This is a genomic window from Nonomuraea deserti (genome assembly GCF_004348685.1).
Lineage (GTDB): Bacteria > Actinomycetota > Actinomycetes > Streptosporangiales > Streptosporangiaceae > Nonomuraea > Nonomuraea deserti.
Genome location: NZ_SMKO01000007.1, coordinates 113879 through 130217 on the forward strand (window position 1 = coordinate 113879; position 16339 = coordinate 130217).

The 16339-nt window shown below is 70.3% G+C and carries 16 protein-coding genes and 1 pseudogene; 12 read left to right on the forward strand and 5 right to left on the reverse strand.

Annotated elements, in window-relative coordinates; genetic code table 11:
* Positions 1-22 precede the first annotated feature (22 nt).
* The 4 genes from E1292_RS05110 (at position 23) to E1292_RS05125 (ending at position 3535) form a co-directional block, all read left to right on the forward strand.
* Positions 23-1150 carry a sensor histidine kinase gene (locus tag E1292_RS05110; RefSeq protein WP_132592486.1) on the forward strand — a complete coding sequence of 376 codons (1128 nt, stop codon included), beginning with the start codon at positions 23-25 and terminating at the stop codon, positions 1148-1150.
* A complete protein-coding gene (locus tag E1292_RS05115) occupies positions 1147-1824 on the forward strand; it encodes a response regulator (RefSeq protein WP_132592488.1) in 678 nt (225 codons plus the stop codon). The genes E1292_RS05110 and E1292_RS05115 overlap by 4 nt, the downstream gene beginning before the upstream one ends.
* A gap of 80 nt (positions 1825-1904) precedes the next feature.
* Positions 1905-2795 (forward strand): ABC transporter ATP-binding protein, encoded by an 891-nt coding sequence (locus E1292_RS05120; protein ID WP_132592490.1) that lies wholly within the window; start codon positions 1905-1907, stop codon positions 2793-2795.
* Positions 2792-3535 (forward strand): ABC transporter permease, encoded by a 744-nt coding sequence (locus tag E1292_RS05125; RefSeq protein ID WP_132592492.1) that lies wholly within the window; start codon positions 2792-2794, stop codon positions 3533-3535. Before E1292_RS05120 ends, E1292_RS05125 begins: the two co-directional genes overlap by 4 nt.
* 4 nt (positions 3536-3539) lie before the next feature.
* Here the strand turns inward: E1292_RS05125 and proC are convergent, their stop codons facing one another.
* Both proC and E1292_RS05135 read right to left on the reverse strand, forming a co-directional pair.
* Positions 3540-4334 carry a pyrroline-5-carboxylate reductase gene (proC, locus tag E1292_RS05130; protein ID WP_132592494.1) on the reverse strand — a complete coding sequence of 265 codons (795 nt, stop codon included), beginning with the start codon at positions 4332-4334 and terminating at the stop codon, positions 3540-3542.
* Positions 4335-4394: 60 nt separating this feature from the next.
* Complete coding sequence (locus E1292_RS05135) at positions 4395-5276, reverse strand: proline dehydrogenase family protein (RefSeq protein ID WP_132592496.1); 882 nt, start codon at positions 5274-5276, stop codon at positions 4395-4397.
* Positions 5277-5334: 58 nt separating this feature from the next.
* Here E1292_RS05135 and E1292_RS05140 point away from each other — a divergent pair, with 58 nt between their 5' ends.
* The 7 genes and pseudogenes from E1292_RS05140 to E1292_RS05170 all read left to right on the forward strand — a co-directional run bounded on the left by E1292_RS05140 (position 5335) and on the right by E1292_RS05170 (position 13510).
* Positions 5335-5793 carry a hypothetical protein gene (locus E1292_RS05140; RefSeq protein WP_246089937.1) on the forward strand — a complete coding sequence of 153 codons (459 nt, stop codon included), beginning with the start codon at positions 5335-5337 and terminating at the stop codon, positions 5791-5793.
* A gap of 231 nt (positions 5794-6024) precedes the next feature.
* A complete protein-coding gene (dnaK, locus tag E1292_RS05145; protein ID WP_132592498.1) occupies positions 6025-7899 on the forward strand; it encodes a molecular chaperone DnaK in 1875 nt (624 codons plus the stop codon).
* A complete protein-coding gene (gene grpE / locus E1292_RS05150; protein WP_132592500.1) occupies positions 7899-8489 on the forward strand; it encodes a nucleotide exchange factor GrpE in 591 nt (196 codons plus the stop codon). The genes dnaK and grpE overlap by 1 nt, the downstream gene beginning before the upstream one ends.
* A gap of 21 nt (positions 8490-8510) precedes the next feature.
* Positions 8511-9686 (forward strand): molecular chaperone DnaJ, encoded by a 1176-nt coding sequence (gene dnaJ, locus E1292_RS05155; RefSeq protein WP_132592502.1) that lies wholly within the window; start codon positions 8511-8513, stop codon positions 9684-9686.
* A 3-nt stretch (positions 9687-9689) separates the two neighbouring features.
* Positions 9690-10013: pseudogene (locus E1292_RS05160) on the forward strand (heat shock protein transcriptional repressor HspR); the annotation flags it as partial.
* Between the two features lie 31 nt (positions 10014-10044).
* Positions 10045-12615, forward strand: coding sequence for an ATP-dependent chaperone ClpB (gene clpB, locus E1292_RS05165; RefSeq protein WP_132592504.1), 2571 nt, complete (start codon positions 10045-10047; stop codon positions 12613-12615).
* Positions 12616-12847: 232 nt separating this feature from the next.
* Positions 12848-13510 (forward strand): hypothetical protein, encoded by a 663-nt coding sequence (locus E1292_RS05170; RefSeq protein WP_132592506.1) that lies wholly within the window; start codon positions 12848-12850, stop codon positions 13508-13510.
* A gap of 309 nt (positions 13511-13819) precedes the next feature.
* Here the strand turns inward: E1292_RS05170 and E1292_RS05175 are convergent, their stop codons facing one another.
* Entirely contained in the window at positions 13820-14350 is a 531-nt protein-coding gene (locus tag E1292_RS05175; protein WP_246083735.1) for a tetratricopeptide repeat protein, read from the reverse strand.
* A 158-nt stretch (positions 14351-14508) separates the two neighbouring features.
* On the opposite strand from E1292_RS05175, the gene E1292_RS05180 reads away from it, so the two are divergent.
* On the forward strand, positions 14509-14844 hold the full coding sequence (locus E1292_RS05180) for a hypothetical protein (RefSeq protein ID WP_132592508.1): 336 nt from the start codon (positions 14509-14511) through the stop codon (positions 14842-14844).
* A gap of 1 nt (position 14845) precedes the next feature.
* Here E1292_RS05180 and E1292_RS05185 read toward each other — a convergent pair whose 3' ends face one another.
* Together E1292_RS05185 and E1292_RS05190 are read right to left on the reverse strand one after the other, a co-directional pair.
* Complete coding sequence (locus E1292_RS05185; protein ID WP_246089938.1) at positions 14846-15505, reverse strand: TetR/AcrR family transcriptional regulator; 660 nt, start codon at positions 15503-15505, stop codon at positions 14846-14848.
* A gap of 29 nt (positions 15506-15534) precedes the next feature.
* Positions 15535-16339: SDR family NAD(P)-dependent oxidoreductase (locus E1292_RS05190; RefSeq protein ID WP_132592510.1), on the reverse strand; the 805-nt coding region annotated here is incomplete at its 5' end.

Below are 16339 nucleotides of genomic sequence, written 5' to 3' on the forward strand. Positions count from 1 at the left end.
ATTCGTGACTTAGTGTCTTAGCGTGCGCTCAGCGCGAGCCTTACTCACGCTCATCCGCTTCCTCCGGCGTCCCAAGGTCTTCGACCGGACGCTGGTGATCGTGCTCGGGCTGCCCGGGGTCATCGGGCTGTCGCTCATGTTCGCCCAGGGTGCGGCTCCGGTCGCCATCGGCGCGGTGCACTACACGGCGGGCGTCACGCTCCTGCTCATGCGGCGCCACCGGCCGGTCCTGGTCACCGCGCTGGTCGCCGGGCTCGACGTCGCGGGCGTGGCGGCGGAGATCGTGCAGTCCAGCAACATACCCGCGGCTGTCGCCTACTACAGCCTGGGCCGCCACACCTCCGGCCGGACGACCGCGATCACCGCGGCCGCGGCGTTCGCCGCCTACGCGACGGCGCTGGAGCTCGACGGCGTCGGCGGCGGCTGGGTGATGGCCCTGTTCACCGTCGGCGTCTTCCTGGGGACCGGGCAGCTCGTCCGGCTCAGGACCGAGCTGAACGAACGCGGCCGGCGCGACGCCGCCGACGCCGCGGTCCGCGCCGAACGGCGGCGCATCGCCAGGGAACTGCACGACGTGGTCGCCCACCACATCACCGTGATCAACGCCCTGGTCGGCGGCGCCAGGGCCACGCTCCCAGCCGAGCAGGAGGTCACCAGGAACGCGCTGGAGAGCGCCGAGCAGACCGCCCGCCAGGCGATGTCCGAGATGCGCCGCCTGCTCGACGTGCTCAGGGCCGACGGCCAGGAGGGGCCGGACGCCGCCACGGGGGTGGGCGCCGACCGGCTGCCCACGCTGATCAAGGAGGCCAGGTCGGCGGGGCTGCCCGCGCACCTGACCGTCAAGGGGGAGCCGGTCGCGCTGCCCGCCGTCGTGGACCACGCGGTGTACCGGATCGTGCAGGAGGCGCTGACCAACACGCGCAAGCACGCACCCGGCGCGCGGGCGAGCGTGCGGCTCGCGTACGAACCGGACGCCGTGGAGGTCGAGGTGGTCGACGACGGCAGCACGAAGGGGACCGGGTCGCCGGGGTTCGGGCTCGGAGGCATGGCCGAACGGGTGGCGCTGTGCGGCGGCCAGCTCTCCACGGGGCCCCGCGCCCCGCAAGGAGGTTTCCGCGTGCACGCCCGCATCCCCCTGGAGACACCTTGATCAGAGTGCTGCTGGCCGACGACCACGAGCTGGTGCGTGTGGGCTTCAAGCTGATGCTCGACGCCCAGCCGGACATGGGCGTCGTGGGCGAGGCCGGCGACGGCACGCGGGCGGTGGACCTGAGCCGGCGGCTGCGCCCCGACGTGGTGCTGATGGACCTGCACATGCCGGGCCTCGACGGGGTTCGCGCGACCGAGCTGATCACGTCGGAGCTGCCGGAGGTCCGGGTGCTCGCGCTGAGCACGTTCGACCTGGACGAGAACGTGGTCGCGGCGCTCAGGGCGGGAGCCGGCGGGTTCCTGCCCAAGGACGTCTCCCCCGAGGAACTGATCGAGGGCGTGCGCGTGGTGCACCGCGGCGAGTCCGCCGTCGCGCCGCGCCTGCTCACCAGGCTGATCGGCACGTTCGTACGGGCCGCCGGAGGTTTGGACGCGGGCCCGCGGCGCCCGGACCCGGTGCCCGCCGAGGTGGCCGGCCTGACGGAGCGCGAGCGGGAGATCCTCGTGCTGATCGCGCGCGGCCGGTCGAACGCCGAGATCGCCACGGCCCTGTCCGTCTCCCCCTCGACCGTCAAGAACCACGTGACGAACCTGTTCGCCAAGATCGGCGTCAGGGACCGGGCGCAGGCCGTGATCGTCGCCTACGAGTCGGCGCTCGTCCATCCGGGAGAGTAGGACCAGGCTCCCAGACCGCCGCGCGGGAAGCGGTTCCCGCGCAGGAGGTACACGATCTCCCGCGACGGCACGCTGGGATCATGACCGCGATACGGGCAACGAACCTGAGCAAGCGCTACGGCAAGACCGTCGCCGTGTCGAACCTGTCGTTCGACGTCGAGCCCGGCCGGGTGACCGGTTTCCTCGGCCCCAACGGCGCGGGGAAGTCCACGACCATGCGGATGATCCTGGGGCTCGACCGGCCGTCCGGCGGCTCGGCGCTCGTGGACGGGCGGCCGTACGCCGAGCTGGAACGCCCGCTGCGCAAGGTGGGCGCGCTGCTGGACGCCAAGGCCGTGCACGGCGGGCGCAGCGCCCGCAACCACCTGCTGGCCATCGCGCAGAGCAACGGCATCCCGAACGGCCGCGTGGACGAGGTGCTGGAGGCCGTGGGCCTGCGCGAGGTGGCCGGACGCCGGATCGGCGGGTTCTCGCTGGGCATGTCGCAGCGCCTGGGCATCGCCGCCGCGCTGCTCGGCGACCCGGAGATCCTGCTGTTCGACGAGCCCGTCAACGGGCTCGACCCCGACGGCATCCTGTGGATCCGCACGTTCATGCGCGAGCTGGCGGCCGAGGGGCGCACGGTGTTCGTCTCCAGCCATCTGATGAGCGAGATGGCGCAGACCGCCGACCACCTGATCGTGATCGGCAAGGGCGCGCTGATCGCCGACACGAGCGTGGCGGAGTTCATCGGGCGCAGCTCGCAGGGTTACGTACGGGTGCGCTCGCCGCGCCTGGCCGACGTCGCCGAGCTGATCAAGGTGGGCGAGCCGCACCACGACCACCTGCGGGTGACCGCGATGAGCCCGGTCGAGATCGGCACGCTCACCGCGCGGGCCGGGATCCCGCTGGAGGAGCTGACGTTCGTGCAGCCCTCGCTGGAGGCGGCGTACATGGAGCTGACCAAGGACAGCCTGGAGTTCACATCATGATCGACATCCTCAGGTCCGAATGGACCAAGATCCGCTCGGTCCGCTCCACGATGTGGACGCTGGCCGTGACCGCCGGGCTGATGCTGGGCATCGGCACGCTCATCGCCTCCGCGGCCAGGGGCTCGACCGAGGACGACATCCCCGGCGCTCAGGCCGTCATGCTGAGCCTGACCGGCATCATGTTCGCGTCGCTGTCCATCGCCACGCTGGGCGTGCTGGTGATCTCCAGCGAATACCGTACGGGCGGCATCCGCACGTCGCTGATGGCCGTGCCCAAACGCATGAGCCTGCTGACCGGCAAGATCGTGGTGTTCACGGTCACCTCCCTGGTGGTGTGCACGGTCGCGTCGGCCGCCTCGCTCGCCGTGGGCGTCGCCATCACTCAGCCGCCCACGCTCGACATGGCAGAGGCCGTGCGGGCGGTGGCGGGCTGCGGCCTCTACCTCACCGCGTGCGGCCTGTTCGGGCTGGCGCTGGGCACGCTCGTACGCCACACGCCGGGCGCGATCGTCTCGGCCATCGCGCTGATGCTGGTGCTGCCCCAGATCACCGGCATGCTGCCGGGCCAGGTGGGCCGGACGGTGGCCGACCACTTCACCACCAACGCGGGCATGCAGGTGGCCGTCCCGCTGGTCCGCAACGCCTCGCTCGGCCCGTGGAGCGGCTTCGGCGTCTATCTCGTCTGGATCGCCGTGATCATGATCGCCGGGGCCGTGCTGATGCGGCGGCGCGACGCCTGAGCGGTCAGCCGGAGGCGAGCTCGCGGCCGCGGTCGCGGGCCGCCTCGATGGCGGCCAGGAACGCGGCCCGCACGCTGTGGCGCTCGAGCTCGGCGATGGCCGCGATCGTGGTGCCGCCAGGAGAGGTGACGGCCTCGCGCAGGATCACCGGGTGCTCGCCCGAGTCGCGCAACATCACGGCGGCGCCGACGATGGACTGGGTGACCATGTCGAGCGCGGCCGCCCGCGGCATGCCGAGCAGGATGCCCGCGTCGACCATGGCCTCGACGAGGTAGAAGAAGTAGGCGGGGCCGCTGCCGGAGAGCGCTGTGGCGGCGTCCTGCTGCGACTCGGGGATGCGCAGCACCTTGCCGACGGGGCTGAGCAGCGCCTCGGTGAGCTTGAGGTGCTCCTCGCCCGCGTGCGCGCCCGCCGAGATCACGCTCATCGCCTCGTCGAACCTGATGGGCGTGTTGGACATCACCCTGACCACCGGCACCTCGACGCCGAGCCGCTGCTCCACGAACGACGTCGTGATGCCGGCCGCGGCGGTGATCACCAGGCGGTCGGCGGGCACGTAGGGGGCGATCTCGGCCAGCAGCGTGGCCATGTCCTGGGGCTTGACGGCGAGGATCAGCGTGTCGGCCGCCTTGGCCGCCTCGGAGTTGGGGACGGTGCGCACGCCGTAGGTCTCGCGCAGCGCCTGCGCCCGCTCGGCCCTGCGCGTGGTCGCCATGATGTCGCCGGGTTTGAAGCCGGCGCGCAGCAGCCCGGACAGCAGCGCCTCGCCCATCTTGCCCGTGCCCAGAATCGCGATCATTTCCGCCCCTCGAGGAATAGACGCTGATGCAGCTTACCGGCCCGTCCCCGGTGTCGCGGGCTAGCCTCGTGACAGCAGGGAGCGCAGGAAGAAGGCCAGGTTGCGGGGGCGTTCGGCCAGGCGGCGCATGAGGTAGGGATACCAGTCGGCGCCGTAGGGGACGTAGACGCGCATCGTGAAGCCGAGGGCCGCCAGGCGGGCCTGCTCGTCGGGGCGCACGCCGTACAGCATCTGATATTCGAAGCCGGCCGGGTCGCGGCCGTCGAGCACGGCGAGCGTCGAGGCGATGCGCACCAGCCTGGGGTCGTGGGTGGCGACCATCGGATAGCCGGCGCCGGCCATCAGCACCTTCAGGCAGCGCACGAACGAGCGGTCGATGTCGGCGGTCGCGGTGTAGGCGCCCGGAGCGGTGTAGGCGCCCTTGCACAGCCGCACCCGGGCGTCGCCGAGCCGCTCGCAGCGGTCGAGCGAGTCGGGCAGGTAGGCCTGCACCACCACGCCCACGTCCGGGTGCTCCTTGCGCAGCGCGGCGTGCACGGCGTGCAGCATGGCGATCGTGTCGTGCTCCTCCGCGTCGAGCGTCACCGTGACGTCTCTGGCCGCGGCGGCCCTGCAGATGGCCGCGGCGTGGTCGAACGCGAGCTCCTCCGACAGCCGCAGCCCGAGCGCCGTGAGCTTGACCGACACGTCGGCGCCCGCCGGCAGCAGGCGGAGCAGCGACAGGTAGGCGGTCACGGTGCCCTCGGCCTGCGCCCGGCCGGTCACCTCCTCGCCGAGGTGGTCGACGGAGACGCGCAACCCCTTGCGGGACAGCTCGTCGACCGCGGCGCCGGCGTCGTCGGCGACGTAGCGCCTGACCACATCCCTGGTCAGCGGCGACGCGGCGATGAGACGCTCGGCGCGCCGGCTCTTGGAGACGGCGAGCAATGCCTGACGGAGCACATGACCACACTATGGTGAACCGGCGACCGGCGGGATCCGTCGTAGGGGTATGCGGACAATGACAGCGACCCTTCTGGCCGGATGTCTGATGCTGGCGACGAGTTGCGGCACGGCCCAGCCTGCCGAGCGGGTCTCCTCCCCCAGCCAGGACAAGCCGCCCGTCGTGTCCAACCCGGTCGGCACCACGCCCAGCAAGTCGCCCCCGAAGGGCCCCAAGCAGGTCAAGCCGACGGGCGACGCCATCAACGTGCACAAGGCCCGCTGGGCCAAGGCCAAGCCGGTCGCCAAGGGCAAGAAGCTCCAGCTGACGTGGCAGTCGGGGGTGGAGCCCTGCACGGTGCTGGACCGCGTCAAGGTCAAGGAGACCTCCAAGCGCGTCACGGTCACCCTGTACGAGGGCACGTCCCCCAAGGCCAAGAACGTCTCCTGCATCATGATCGCTATCGAGAAGACCACCACGGTCAAGCTCAAGAAGCCGCTCGGCGAGCGCAAGGTGGTGGACGGCGCCAAGCCGTAACGACAGCCGCCAAGCCCGCGAACCCCCGGTGACGCACCCACGGCGCCGGGGGTTCGCCGTGCGCGGAACCCCAGACCTCGCTGCCCCGTTGCGCGGTGTGTGGCCTTTATTGCGGGAATGTCTCGGCGCTCATGAGGGTTGAGTCGAGTAGGCTCAAGTCGTTTGCCAAAGACGACACACATCCGTTAGCTTGAGTCTGACAGACTCAACTTTGACTACAAGGACTCACTCATGGCACGTGCGGTAGGTATCGACCTTGGGACGACCAACTCCGTCGTCTCGATCCTCGAGGGCGGTGAGCCCACCGTCATCGCGAATGCGCAGGGCTCGCGGACCACGCCGTCCGTGGTCGCCTTCGCGAAGAACGGCGAGGTCCTGGTCGGCGAGGTCGCCAAGCGCCAGGCGGTCACCAATGTGGACCGGACGATCCGGTCGGTCAAGCGGGAGATGGGCACCAACTGGTCCCAGGAGATCGACGGCAAGAAGTTCTCGCCGCAGCAGATCAGCGCCTTCGTCCTGCAGAAGCTCAAGCAGGACGCCGAGGCCTACCTGGGCGAGAAGATCACCGACGCGGTGGTCACCGTTCCCGCCTACTTCAACGACGCCCAGCGCCAGGCCACCAAGGAGGCCGGCACGGTCGCGGGCCTCAACGTGCTCCGCATCATCAACGAGCCGACCGCCGCGGCCCTCGCCTACGGGCTCGACAAGGAGCAGGACCAGACCATCCTGGTCTTCGACCTCGGCGGCGGCACCTTCGACGTGTCCCTGCTCGACGTCGGCCAGGAGGACGGCCACGGCTTCGTCGAGGTCAAGGCCACCTCCGGTGACAACCACCTCGGTGGCGACGACTGGGACCAGCGCGTCGTCGACGAGCTCGTCAAGCGCTTCCAGAACGCCCACGGCGTCGACCTGGCCAAGGACAAGATGGCCCTGCAGCGCCTGCGCGAGGCGGCGGAGAAGGCCAAGATCGAGCTGTCCAGCCAGTCCGAGACCAACATCAACCTGCCCTACATCACGGCCTCGGCCGAGGGCCCGCTGCACCTCGACGAGAAGCTGACGCGCTCCGAGTTCCAGCGGCTGACGGCCGACCTGCTCGAGCGGACCAAGGGCCCGTTCAACCAGGTCATCAAGGACGCCGGCATCAAGGTGGCCGACATCGCCCACGTGGTGCTCGTCGGCGGCTCGACCCGCATGCCCGCCGTCTCCGAGCTCGTCAAGGAGCTGACCGGCGGCAAGGAGCCCAACAAGGGCGTCAACCCCGACGAGGTCGTCGCCATCGGCGCCGCCCTGCAGGCCGGCGTGCTCAAGGGCGAGGTCAAGGACGTCCTGCTGCTCGACGTGACCCCGCTGTCGCTGGGCATCGAGACCAAGGGCGGCATCTTCACGAAGATCATCGAGCGCAACACGACGATCCCGACCAAGCGCTCCGAGGTCTTCACCACGGCCGAGGACAACCAGCCGTCGGTGCAGATCCAGGTCTACCAGGGCGAGCGCGAGATCGCCTCCTACAACAAGAAGCTGGCCACGTTCGAGCTGACCGGCATCGCCCCGGCGCCGCGCGGCATCCCGCAGATCGAGGTCACCTTCGACATCGACGCCAACGGCATCGTCAACGTCTCCGCCAAGGACCTGGGAACGGGCAAGGAGCAGACGATGACGATCACCGGCGGCTCGGCGCTGCCGAAGGACGACATCGAGCGGATGATGCGCGAGGCCGAGTCGTACGCCGAGGAGGACAAGAAGCGCCGCGAGGAGGCCGAGGTCCGCAACAACGCCGACGGGCTCGCCTACCAGACGGAGAAGTTCCTCCGCGAGAACGACGACAAGGTCCCCGGCGAGATCAAGACCGAGGTCAACGACGCCCTGGCCGAGCTGAAGAAGGCTCTGGAGGGCACCGACACCGACGTCATCCGCACCTCGGCGGAGAAGCTCGCCACTGTCAGCCAGAAGATGGGTTCGGCGATCTACGCCCAGAGCCAGGGCCAGCAGGCCGGCGGCGAGGGCGCCCCGCAGGACGCCACGTCCGGTCAGGAGGGCCAGAAGGCCGATGACGACGTGGTCGAAGCCGAGATCGTCGACGAAGACCAGCCGAAGAAGGACCAGTGATGCCGCCGCGTGAAAACGGGCACGAGGAGCCGGTGATCCGCGACAACCGCAAGATCGATCCCGAGACGGGCCAGGTGCGCGAGGCCCCGGCCGACGAGCAGGAGGCGCCCGCCGAGGCGCCGCAGGCGCAGAACGGCGAGCTGGCGGCCCAGCTCGCCGAGCGGACCGCCGACCTGCAGCGGCTCCAGGCCGAGTACACCAACTACCGCAGGCGGGTCGAGCGCGACCGGGTGGCGGTCCGCGAGCAGGCGGTCGCGGGGGCGCTGACAGAGCTCCTTCCCGTGCTCGACGACATCGGAAGGGCCCGCGACCACGGTGAGCTGACCGGAGGCTTCGCGAAGGTGGCGGAGTCCCTGGAAGCAGTGCTCACCAAGCTGGGGCTCAGCCCGTTCGGGCAGAAGGGCGACCCGTTCGACCCGACGGTCCACGAGGCGCTGATGCACAGCTACTCGACCGAGGTGACCGAGCCGACCGCCATCGAGGTGCTGCAGCTCGGCTACCGGATGGGCGACAGGGTGCTGCGCCCGGCGCGGGTGGCCGTCGCCGAGCCCGAGGACGCCACTCCCGCGTCCGATGACGACGACAACTGACACGAGGACGAAGGGCCGTAGATGAGCACCAAGGACTACTTGGAGAAGGACTACTACGCCGTCCTTGGTGTGCCCAAGACCGCCACCGCCGACGAGATCAAAAAGGCCTACCGGAAGCTGGCCAGGCAATACCACCCCGACACCAACAAGGGCGACGCGACCAAGGAGACCAAGTTCAAGGAGGTCTCCGAGGCTTACGACGTCCTGTCCGACAGCAAGCGCCGCAAGGAATATGACGAGGCGCGCACGCTGTTCGGGTCCGGGGTGGGCGGCCAGCGGGCCGGCGGTGGCGGGTTCCCGTTCGACTTCGGCGACCTGTTCGGCGGCACGGCGCAGCCGGGCTCGGGCGGAGGCACCGGCGACCGGCTCGGCGACCTGTTCGGCGGGCTGTTCAACCGGGGCGGCTCCACCCGCACCTCGACCACGTCCAGGCCGCGCCGCGGCCAGGACGTCGAGTCCGAGGTCACGCTGACGTTCACCGAAGCGGCCGAGGGCACCACGGTGTCGCTCAGGCTCACGAGTTCGGCCGCCTGCGGCGCGTGCACCGGCACGGGCGCCAGGGCGGGCACGACCCCCAGGGTCTGCCCCACCTGCGAGGGCACCGGGGCGGCCAGCCGCAACCTGGGCAACTTCGCCTTCTCCGAGCCCTGCCGCGACTGCAAGGGCCGCGGGCTGATCGTGGACGACCCCTGCCCCGTGTGCGAGGGCAGCGGCCGGGCCAGGAGCACCCGCACCATCCAGGCCCGCATCCCCGCAGGGGTGGCCGACGGCCAGCGGGTCAGGCTCAAGGGCAAGGGCGCCCCGGGCGAGAACGGCGGCCCCGCCGGCGACCTCTACATCCAGACGCACGTCAAGCCGCATGCCGTGTTCGGCAGGTCGGGCGACAACCTGACGATCACCGTCCCGGTGACGTTCACGGAGGCCGCCCTGGGCGCCGAGATCAAGGTGCCCACCCTCAAGGGCATGCCGGTGACGCTGCGCATCCCCCCGGGCACGCCCAACGGCCGCACGTTCCGCGTGCGCGGCAGGGGCGTCACCCGCAAAGACGGCACCAGGGCCGACCTGCTCGCAACGGTCGAAGTGGTGGTGCCGAAGACGCTCGACGACAAGTCGCGCGAGCTCCTCACCGAATTCAACACCGCGAACGCCAGTGAGGACCCGCGCGCTGAGCTCATTCAGCGAGCCAGAAGCGAGTAGCCGATGGACGCCAACTATTTCGACCTGTCAGATGACACACCTGTTTATGTGATCTCGGTGGCCGCGCAGCTGTCGGGGCTGCATCCCCAGACCCTGCGTCAGTACGACCGGCTGGGGCTGGTCAGCCCCGGCCGCACCGCGGGACGCGGCCGCCTCTACTCGACACGCGACATCATCCAGCTCCGCGAGGTGCAGCGGCTCTCCCAGGAGGAGGGCATCAACCTCGCGGGCATCAAGCGGATTCTCGAGCTCGAGAACGAAGCACTGCGGCTGCGGGAGGAGGTTCACCGCCTGCGTGCCGAGATGCGGATGGTCCGAGCGCTGATCCGCTACGAGCTGCCACCGGGGGCCTAGAACGATGGACTACAAGCTCACCCAGAAGAGCCAGGAAGCGCTCTCGGGTGCCATGCGGCGTGCCGCCGCCGAGGGCAACCCCGAGATCGCCCCGGTTCACCTGCTGACCACGCTGCTCTCCCAGACCGGCGGCACGGCCGTGCCGCTGCTCGAAGCCGTCGGCGCCGACTGGCGCACGTTGCGGGCACGGGGGGAGGAGCAGCTGGCGGCGCTGCCGAAGGCGCAGGGCGCGACCGTGGGGGCGCCGTCGAGCTCGCGCCACCTCCTGACGGTGCTGAACACCGCCGCCCAGCACGCCAACCGCCTCGAAGACCTCTACGTCTCGACCGAGCACCTGCTGGTGGGCCTGGCCGCCGACGGCGGCCCCGTGGCCGACCTGCTTAAGGCGCAGGGCGCGACGCCGCAGGCGCTGCTCGACGCCTTCGAGAAAGTACGCGGCCACGCCCGCGTCACCAGCGAGACCCCTGAGGACACCTACCAGGCGCTGGAGAAGTACGGCGTCGACCTGACCGAGCACGCGAGGGGCGGCAGGCTCGACCCGGTCATCGGCCGCGACTCCGAGATCCGCCGCGTCGTCCAGGTGCTCAGCCGCCGCACCAAGAACAACCCCGTGCTCATCGGCGAGCCCGGCGTCGGCAAGACCGCCGTCGTCGAAGGGCTGGCCCAGCGCATCGTGGCCGGCGACGTGCCCGAGTCGCTGCGCAACAAGCGGCTGATCTCGCTCGACCTGGGCGCGATGGTGGCCGGCGCGAAATACCGCGGCGAGTTCGAGGAGCGGCTGAAGGCCGTGCTCTCCGAGATCAAGGAGAGCGACGGGCAGATCGTGACGTTCATCGACGAGCTGCACACCGTCGTCGGCGCGGGGGCCGCCGAGGGCGCGATGGACGCCGGCAACATGCTCAAGCCCATGCTGGCCCGCGGCGAGCTGCGCATGATCGGCGCGACCACGCTCGACGAATACCGCGAGCGCATCGAGAAGGACCCTGCGCTGGAGCGCCGCTTCCAGCAGGTCTACGTGGGCGAGCCCACGGTCGAGGACACGATCGCGATCCTGCGCGGGCTCAAGGGCCGCTACGAAGCCCACCACCAGGTGCAGATCGCCGACGGCGCGCTGGTGGCCGCCGCCGCGCTGTCCGACCGCTACATCACCAACCGCTTCCTCCCCGACAAGGCCATCGACCTGGTCGACGAGGCCGCCTCGCGGCTGCGCATGGAGATCGACTCACGTCCCGTGGAGATCGACCAGCTCCAGCGCAACGTCGACCGCATGAAGATGGAGGAGCTGGCGCTGTCGAAGGAGACCGACGAGGCCTCCGTCCAGCGGCTCGAACGCCTGCGCCAGGAACTGGCCGACCGCCAGGAGGAGCTCAACGCCCTCGTCGGCCGCTGGGAGCACGAGAAGGCCGGGCTCAACAAGGTCGGCGAGCTGAAGAAGCAGCTCGACGAGGCCAGGAGCGCCGCCGAGCGGGCTCAGCGCGACGGCGACTTCGAGGCCGCGTCCCGGCTCATGTACGCCGAGGTGCCGCGGCTGGAGCAGGTGCTGAAGTCCGCGTCGGAGGCCGCGCAGCCCGACGACACCATGGTCAAGGAGGAGGTCGGGGCCGACGACATCGCCGAGGTGATCTCGTCGTGGACCGGCATCCCCGCGGGGCGGCTCCTGGAGGCGGAGACGGCCAAGCTGCTGCGCATGGAGGAGGAGCTGGGCAGGCGGCTCGTCGGCCAGCAGCAGGCCGTACAGGCCGTCTCCGACGCCGTACGCCGCAGCCGGGCCGGCATCGCCGACCCCGACAGGCCGACGGGCTCGTTCGTGTTCCTGGGGCCGACCGGTGTGGGCAAGACCGAGCTGGCCAAGGCGCTGGCGGAGTTCCTGTTCGACGACGAGCGGGCGATGACCCGCATCGACATGAGCGAATACTCCGAGAAGCACAGCGTGGCCAGGCTCGTCGGCGCGCCTCCCGGCTACGTCGGCTACGAGGAGGGCGGCCAGCTCACCGAGGCCGTCAGGCGGCGCCCCTACACCGTGGTGCTGCTCGACGAGGTGGAGAAGGCCCACCCCGAGGTGTTCGACATCCTGCTGCAGGTGCTCGACGACGGGCGGCTGACCGACGGCCAGGGCCGCACGGTCGACTTCCGCAACACGATCCTGATCCTCACCTCCAACATCGGCTCGCAGTTCCTCGTCGATCCCACGCTGGAGAACGGCGCCAAGCGTGCGGCCGTCATGGGGGCGGTGCGCAACTCGTTCAAACCGGAGTTCCTCAACCGGCTCGACGACGTCATTCTCTTCGACGCGCTCGGCTCCGAGGAGCTGGCGCGCATCGTCGACCTGCAGGTCGACCGCCTGGCGCAGCGCCTGGCCGACCGCAGGCTGACGCTGGAGGTCACGCCGGCGGCCCGCGAGTGGCTGGCGCTGACAGGCTACGACCCGATGTACGGCGCCCGCCCGCTGCGCCGCCTGGTCCAGTCGGCCATCGGCGACAAGCTGGCCAAGGCGGTGCTGTCGGGCGAGATCGCCGACGGCGACAAGGTCATGGTGGAGCTCGGCGACGACGAGCTGCTCATCCAGCGCGGCTGAGACCCGGCCGGAGCCCGGAGATCCGAGCGGTTTCCGAGCTCCGCGGGCTCCGGCGTGTCATGCCGCGGTCATGCGGCACGGAGATGGGTAAGGTTCGCCCCACACTTCGGACAAGCCGCGCTCCCGCGGGCGGCGGGCTGGCTACGTTCAGCGTTCGTCAGATCAGCGAAATTGATCAGGGGGACGTGCAGTGTCATCCCAGAAAGTCCGAAGCATCCTCGCGGTGGCCGCTGTGACCGCTGGTGTCACGTGGTGGGCCGCGACCCCCTCGACGGCTGACTCCTGCGCGAACACCGAGCCGGTCGTGCTGTCGCCGGACTCGGCCCTGTCCTTCTGTCACGAGCAGTCGAGGGTGAGCGTCAACGACGGCGGCTCGGGCGGCAGCCGGATGGTCGCCGAGGAGTCGGGCAAGCTGGCCATGGCGACCGGGCGGCTGGCCAGGCAGCTGGGCCTGACGGGCCTGGCCGCCGGAAAGTCGGCGCTGGGCGGTGCCGACATCGGAGGGGTCGCGGCGACCTGGGGCATGCCCATGCTGACCTCCGCCTCGCCCGTGGTGTTCCCCACGGTGCCGGGCCGGACCGGCATGAAGGACATGTCGACCATGACGAGCGTGCCGGCGCTGCCCGCCCTGCCGTCCCTGCCCGAGACGCCGCTGCTGGCCAAGCTGCCGGCGGAGATGTCGCTCGGCCAGGCCTCCCACAGCAACCGCATCGCGGGCTCCGGCATCCGGTCGCCGAAGGACCTGGACAAGCCCGTCCGCGAGGTCGGCGAGGACGTCATCGGCGTGCTGCTGCCCAAGGCGGTGGAGAGCGTCGAGGGCACTTCGATGCTGACCGGCGGCCGGTCCGCGGTGTCGGGCGTCACGGGGCTCACCGACGGCCTCGGCCTGCGGTGAGCTCACCGTCCGCCGGCCATCTCGTCCGGGCGCGGAACGTGCCTGCCGCGCCCGGATCTCCATAACAGAAGGGGCCGCGGCCGTCCGGCCGCGGCCCCTTCGTGTCCTGCGCCGCTGACCGGGGCCGTGTGCGGGCCTCTTGTACGTGCCTTCGACGCGGCGACTGGACGCGGGCTCCTTGCGGGGGTCCGTCGTGCGGGCCCGTCAGGCCCGTCGTGCGGGCCCGTCAGGCGGGCACGGTGCAGTGACCTCCGGCCACCGGCGGCCTCGCCCGGGGGCGGGCCGCGACGTCGCGCGAGGGTGATCGGGTCAGGAGACCATCTCGTCGAGCTCGTCCTCGGGGAGCCCGAGATCGACCCTGATGCGGTAGCGGGTGCGCAGCAGCGCCACCTGCTCGGGGTCGTTCTCGTCACAGTCGAGGACCGCCTGGGTGGCCCATTCGAGGCCACCGCGGAGATCTCCGTAGGCGACGAGCGTCTCGGCGATCGTGTGAGCGGTCGCCGTGGAGACGTTGCCCTCCGCGCGTATCGTCTCGATGACCTCCCTCGCCTCGTCGGGCCGGTCGAGCTCGAAGAGCGTGTCGGCGATGCCGGCACGCGGGTCGAACCCCGCCTCGCCCCCGTCTTCGACCGCGCGCTGGAAACACTCCATCGCGCGCGCGGGCTGGCCCGCCGCTCGCCACTCCTCGGCGGCGAGGACCAGGATGGAAGCCCGGGAGACGTCGCCCGAGGAATAGTCGAGCGCGACGTCGTAGAGCCGACTGGCCAGGGAATCGTGGTCGTCGGCCAATAGGGCCTGCTCAAGCAGACGATCAAGGTGCTCACGGGTCACATGCGCCACACCGCGAGACTACCGAGCCGCCCGGCTGTTTGCCTGGTCAATCCACACACTCACAAATCGGTAACGACTCGCCCAAGTCTGCGCCCCCTAAGCGTGTTCGTGCAGGTCACAGGGCATATAGCAGATGCTCCGCTGTCAAGCGAGCGAAGGGGGCCGTGATGGGCGTGTCCAAGCAGATGACCTTCACGCTGGCCTGCGCTGTCGTACTGTCGGCCCTCATCCCCGGCCTCGCGGGTTATCTGTCGGCCCGTCTCGAGGCGATCGAGTCCGCGGAGCGCAGTCTGCGCGCCCTGGAGACCCGGCTGCACATCAGGGAGGCCAGGGACGCGCGTCCCGTTTCCTACCCGGGGCCGTGCCTGCGCACGCCTGCCGCCCCGGGCTACGAGGAGGTGCCGACGGCCGCCCTCGGCCAGCGGCGGCACTGGCAGCCGGACGACGTGCCCGCCTGGCTGCCCGGCCTGCTGACGGAGCCGCCGCACGCGGGTGGCCACTGAGCTAGTCGTGCGGCGACCAGGAACGCAGCTGGCGGGAGAGGAAGCCGCGGATCAGATGTTTGGCCGCCTCGATGATCTCCGGCTCCCCGTCGGGGTCGCGGCGGAAGGCGAGCTTCAGCACCGCGTCGCCGGCCTCGACCGCCACCAGCACCGCCAGGTCGAGCTCGGGGCTGTCGGCCAGGCCGAACTCCTTCAGGAACAACCCGCGCAACCGCCCGGCGATCACGGTGTTGTTGTCGGAGTCGGAGTCGAGCAGGTTGAGGTCGACGACGTCACCGAAGTGCAGGCTCTTGAAGCCGGCGACCGTGCGGTGCATGTCGACGTATTCGTCGATGATCGCGTCGACCGCCTCCCACCACCCTCGGTGGTCCTCCTCCAGGAACTTGCGGTCGACCCGGCGGACGAACTCCTCGACGTTGCGCCGGGTGAGCTCCTGCGTGATCGCGCGCTTGTCGGGAAAGAACTGGTAGACCGACCCGATCGCCACGCCCGCCCGCTCGGCTATGCGTGTGGTGGACAGGGCTTCGTACCCGGTCTCGTCGAGCAGTTCGGCGCAGGCGTCGAGCATCCGCTCGACGCGCCGGACGCTGCGGCGCTGTGCGGGTTGCCGCCTGAGTGCTTTGGGCTGGCTGCAGTCTTCATCAATTTGCGGCGAGGACACGGAGTCATCTTCTCCCGTACGTGCGATCGTTACCCGCGATTTCTGGATACCGACGTGGTTCCGGTCAACCGTGCCAGCCCGCGCATGGCCCGTGGCGAAATCCGCGATAGGGCATATCCGATCTTTCCTTCCAGATTGACCGGAACGACCGCCTGATTTCTGTGCACCGCACGCAGGACGTGCGCGGCCACGCGTTCGGGTGGATATCCGCGCCGCGCCAGGCCGCGTACGGCGTCGTCGTGCAGGTCCGCACCGGTGTACGTGGCGTTGCGCGCGATGGCCGTGGAGACGAAGCCCGGGCAGATGGCGCTGACCCCGATGTCGTGCCCGGCCAGCTCGGCTCGCAGGCAGTCGCTGAGCATCTTCACCGCGGCCTTCGAGGCGGAGTAGGCGGGCAGCAGCCGGGAGGGCGCGAAGGCGGCCAGGGAGGCGACGTTGACGATGTGGCCGCCCTGGCCGCGCTCGACCATGGCGGCGGCGAAGAGGCGGCACCCGTGCACGACCCCCCAGAGATTGATGTCGACGGTCCTGCGCCAGTCGTCCACGGTGTGGTCGAGAAACGACCCGACGACCGCGATTCCGGCATTGTTCACCACAATGTCCGGCACACCATATTGGGCGATGATATTTCGCGAAAAACGCTCCATCTGCTCCATATCCGCTACATCGACCTGCGCCGCGTGTGCCGTACCCCCGAGGTCCTTCTCGATCGTCCCGGCGGCCCGCCGGGCGGCGTCGAGGTCGATGTCCGCGCAGACCACCTCGGCGCCGTGCGCCGCGAACGCCCGCGACGTCGCCAGCCCGATCCCCGACCCCGCGCCCGTCACCACCACC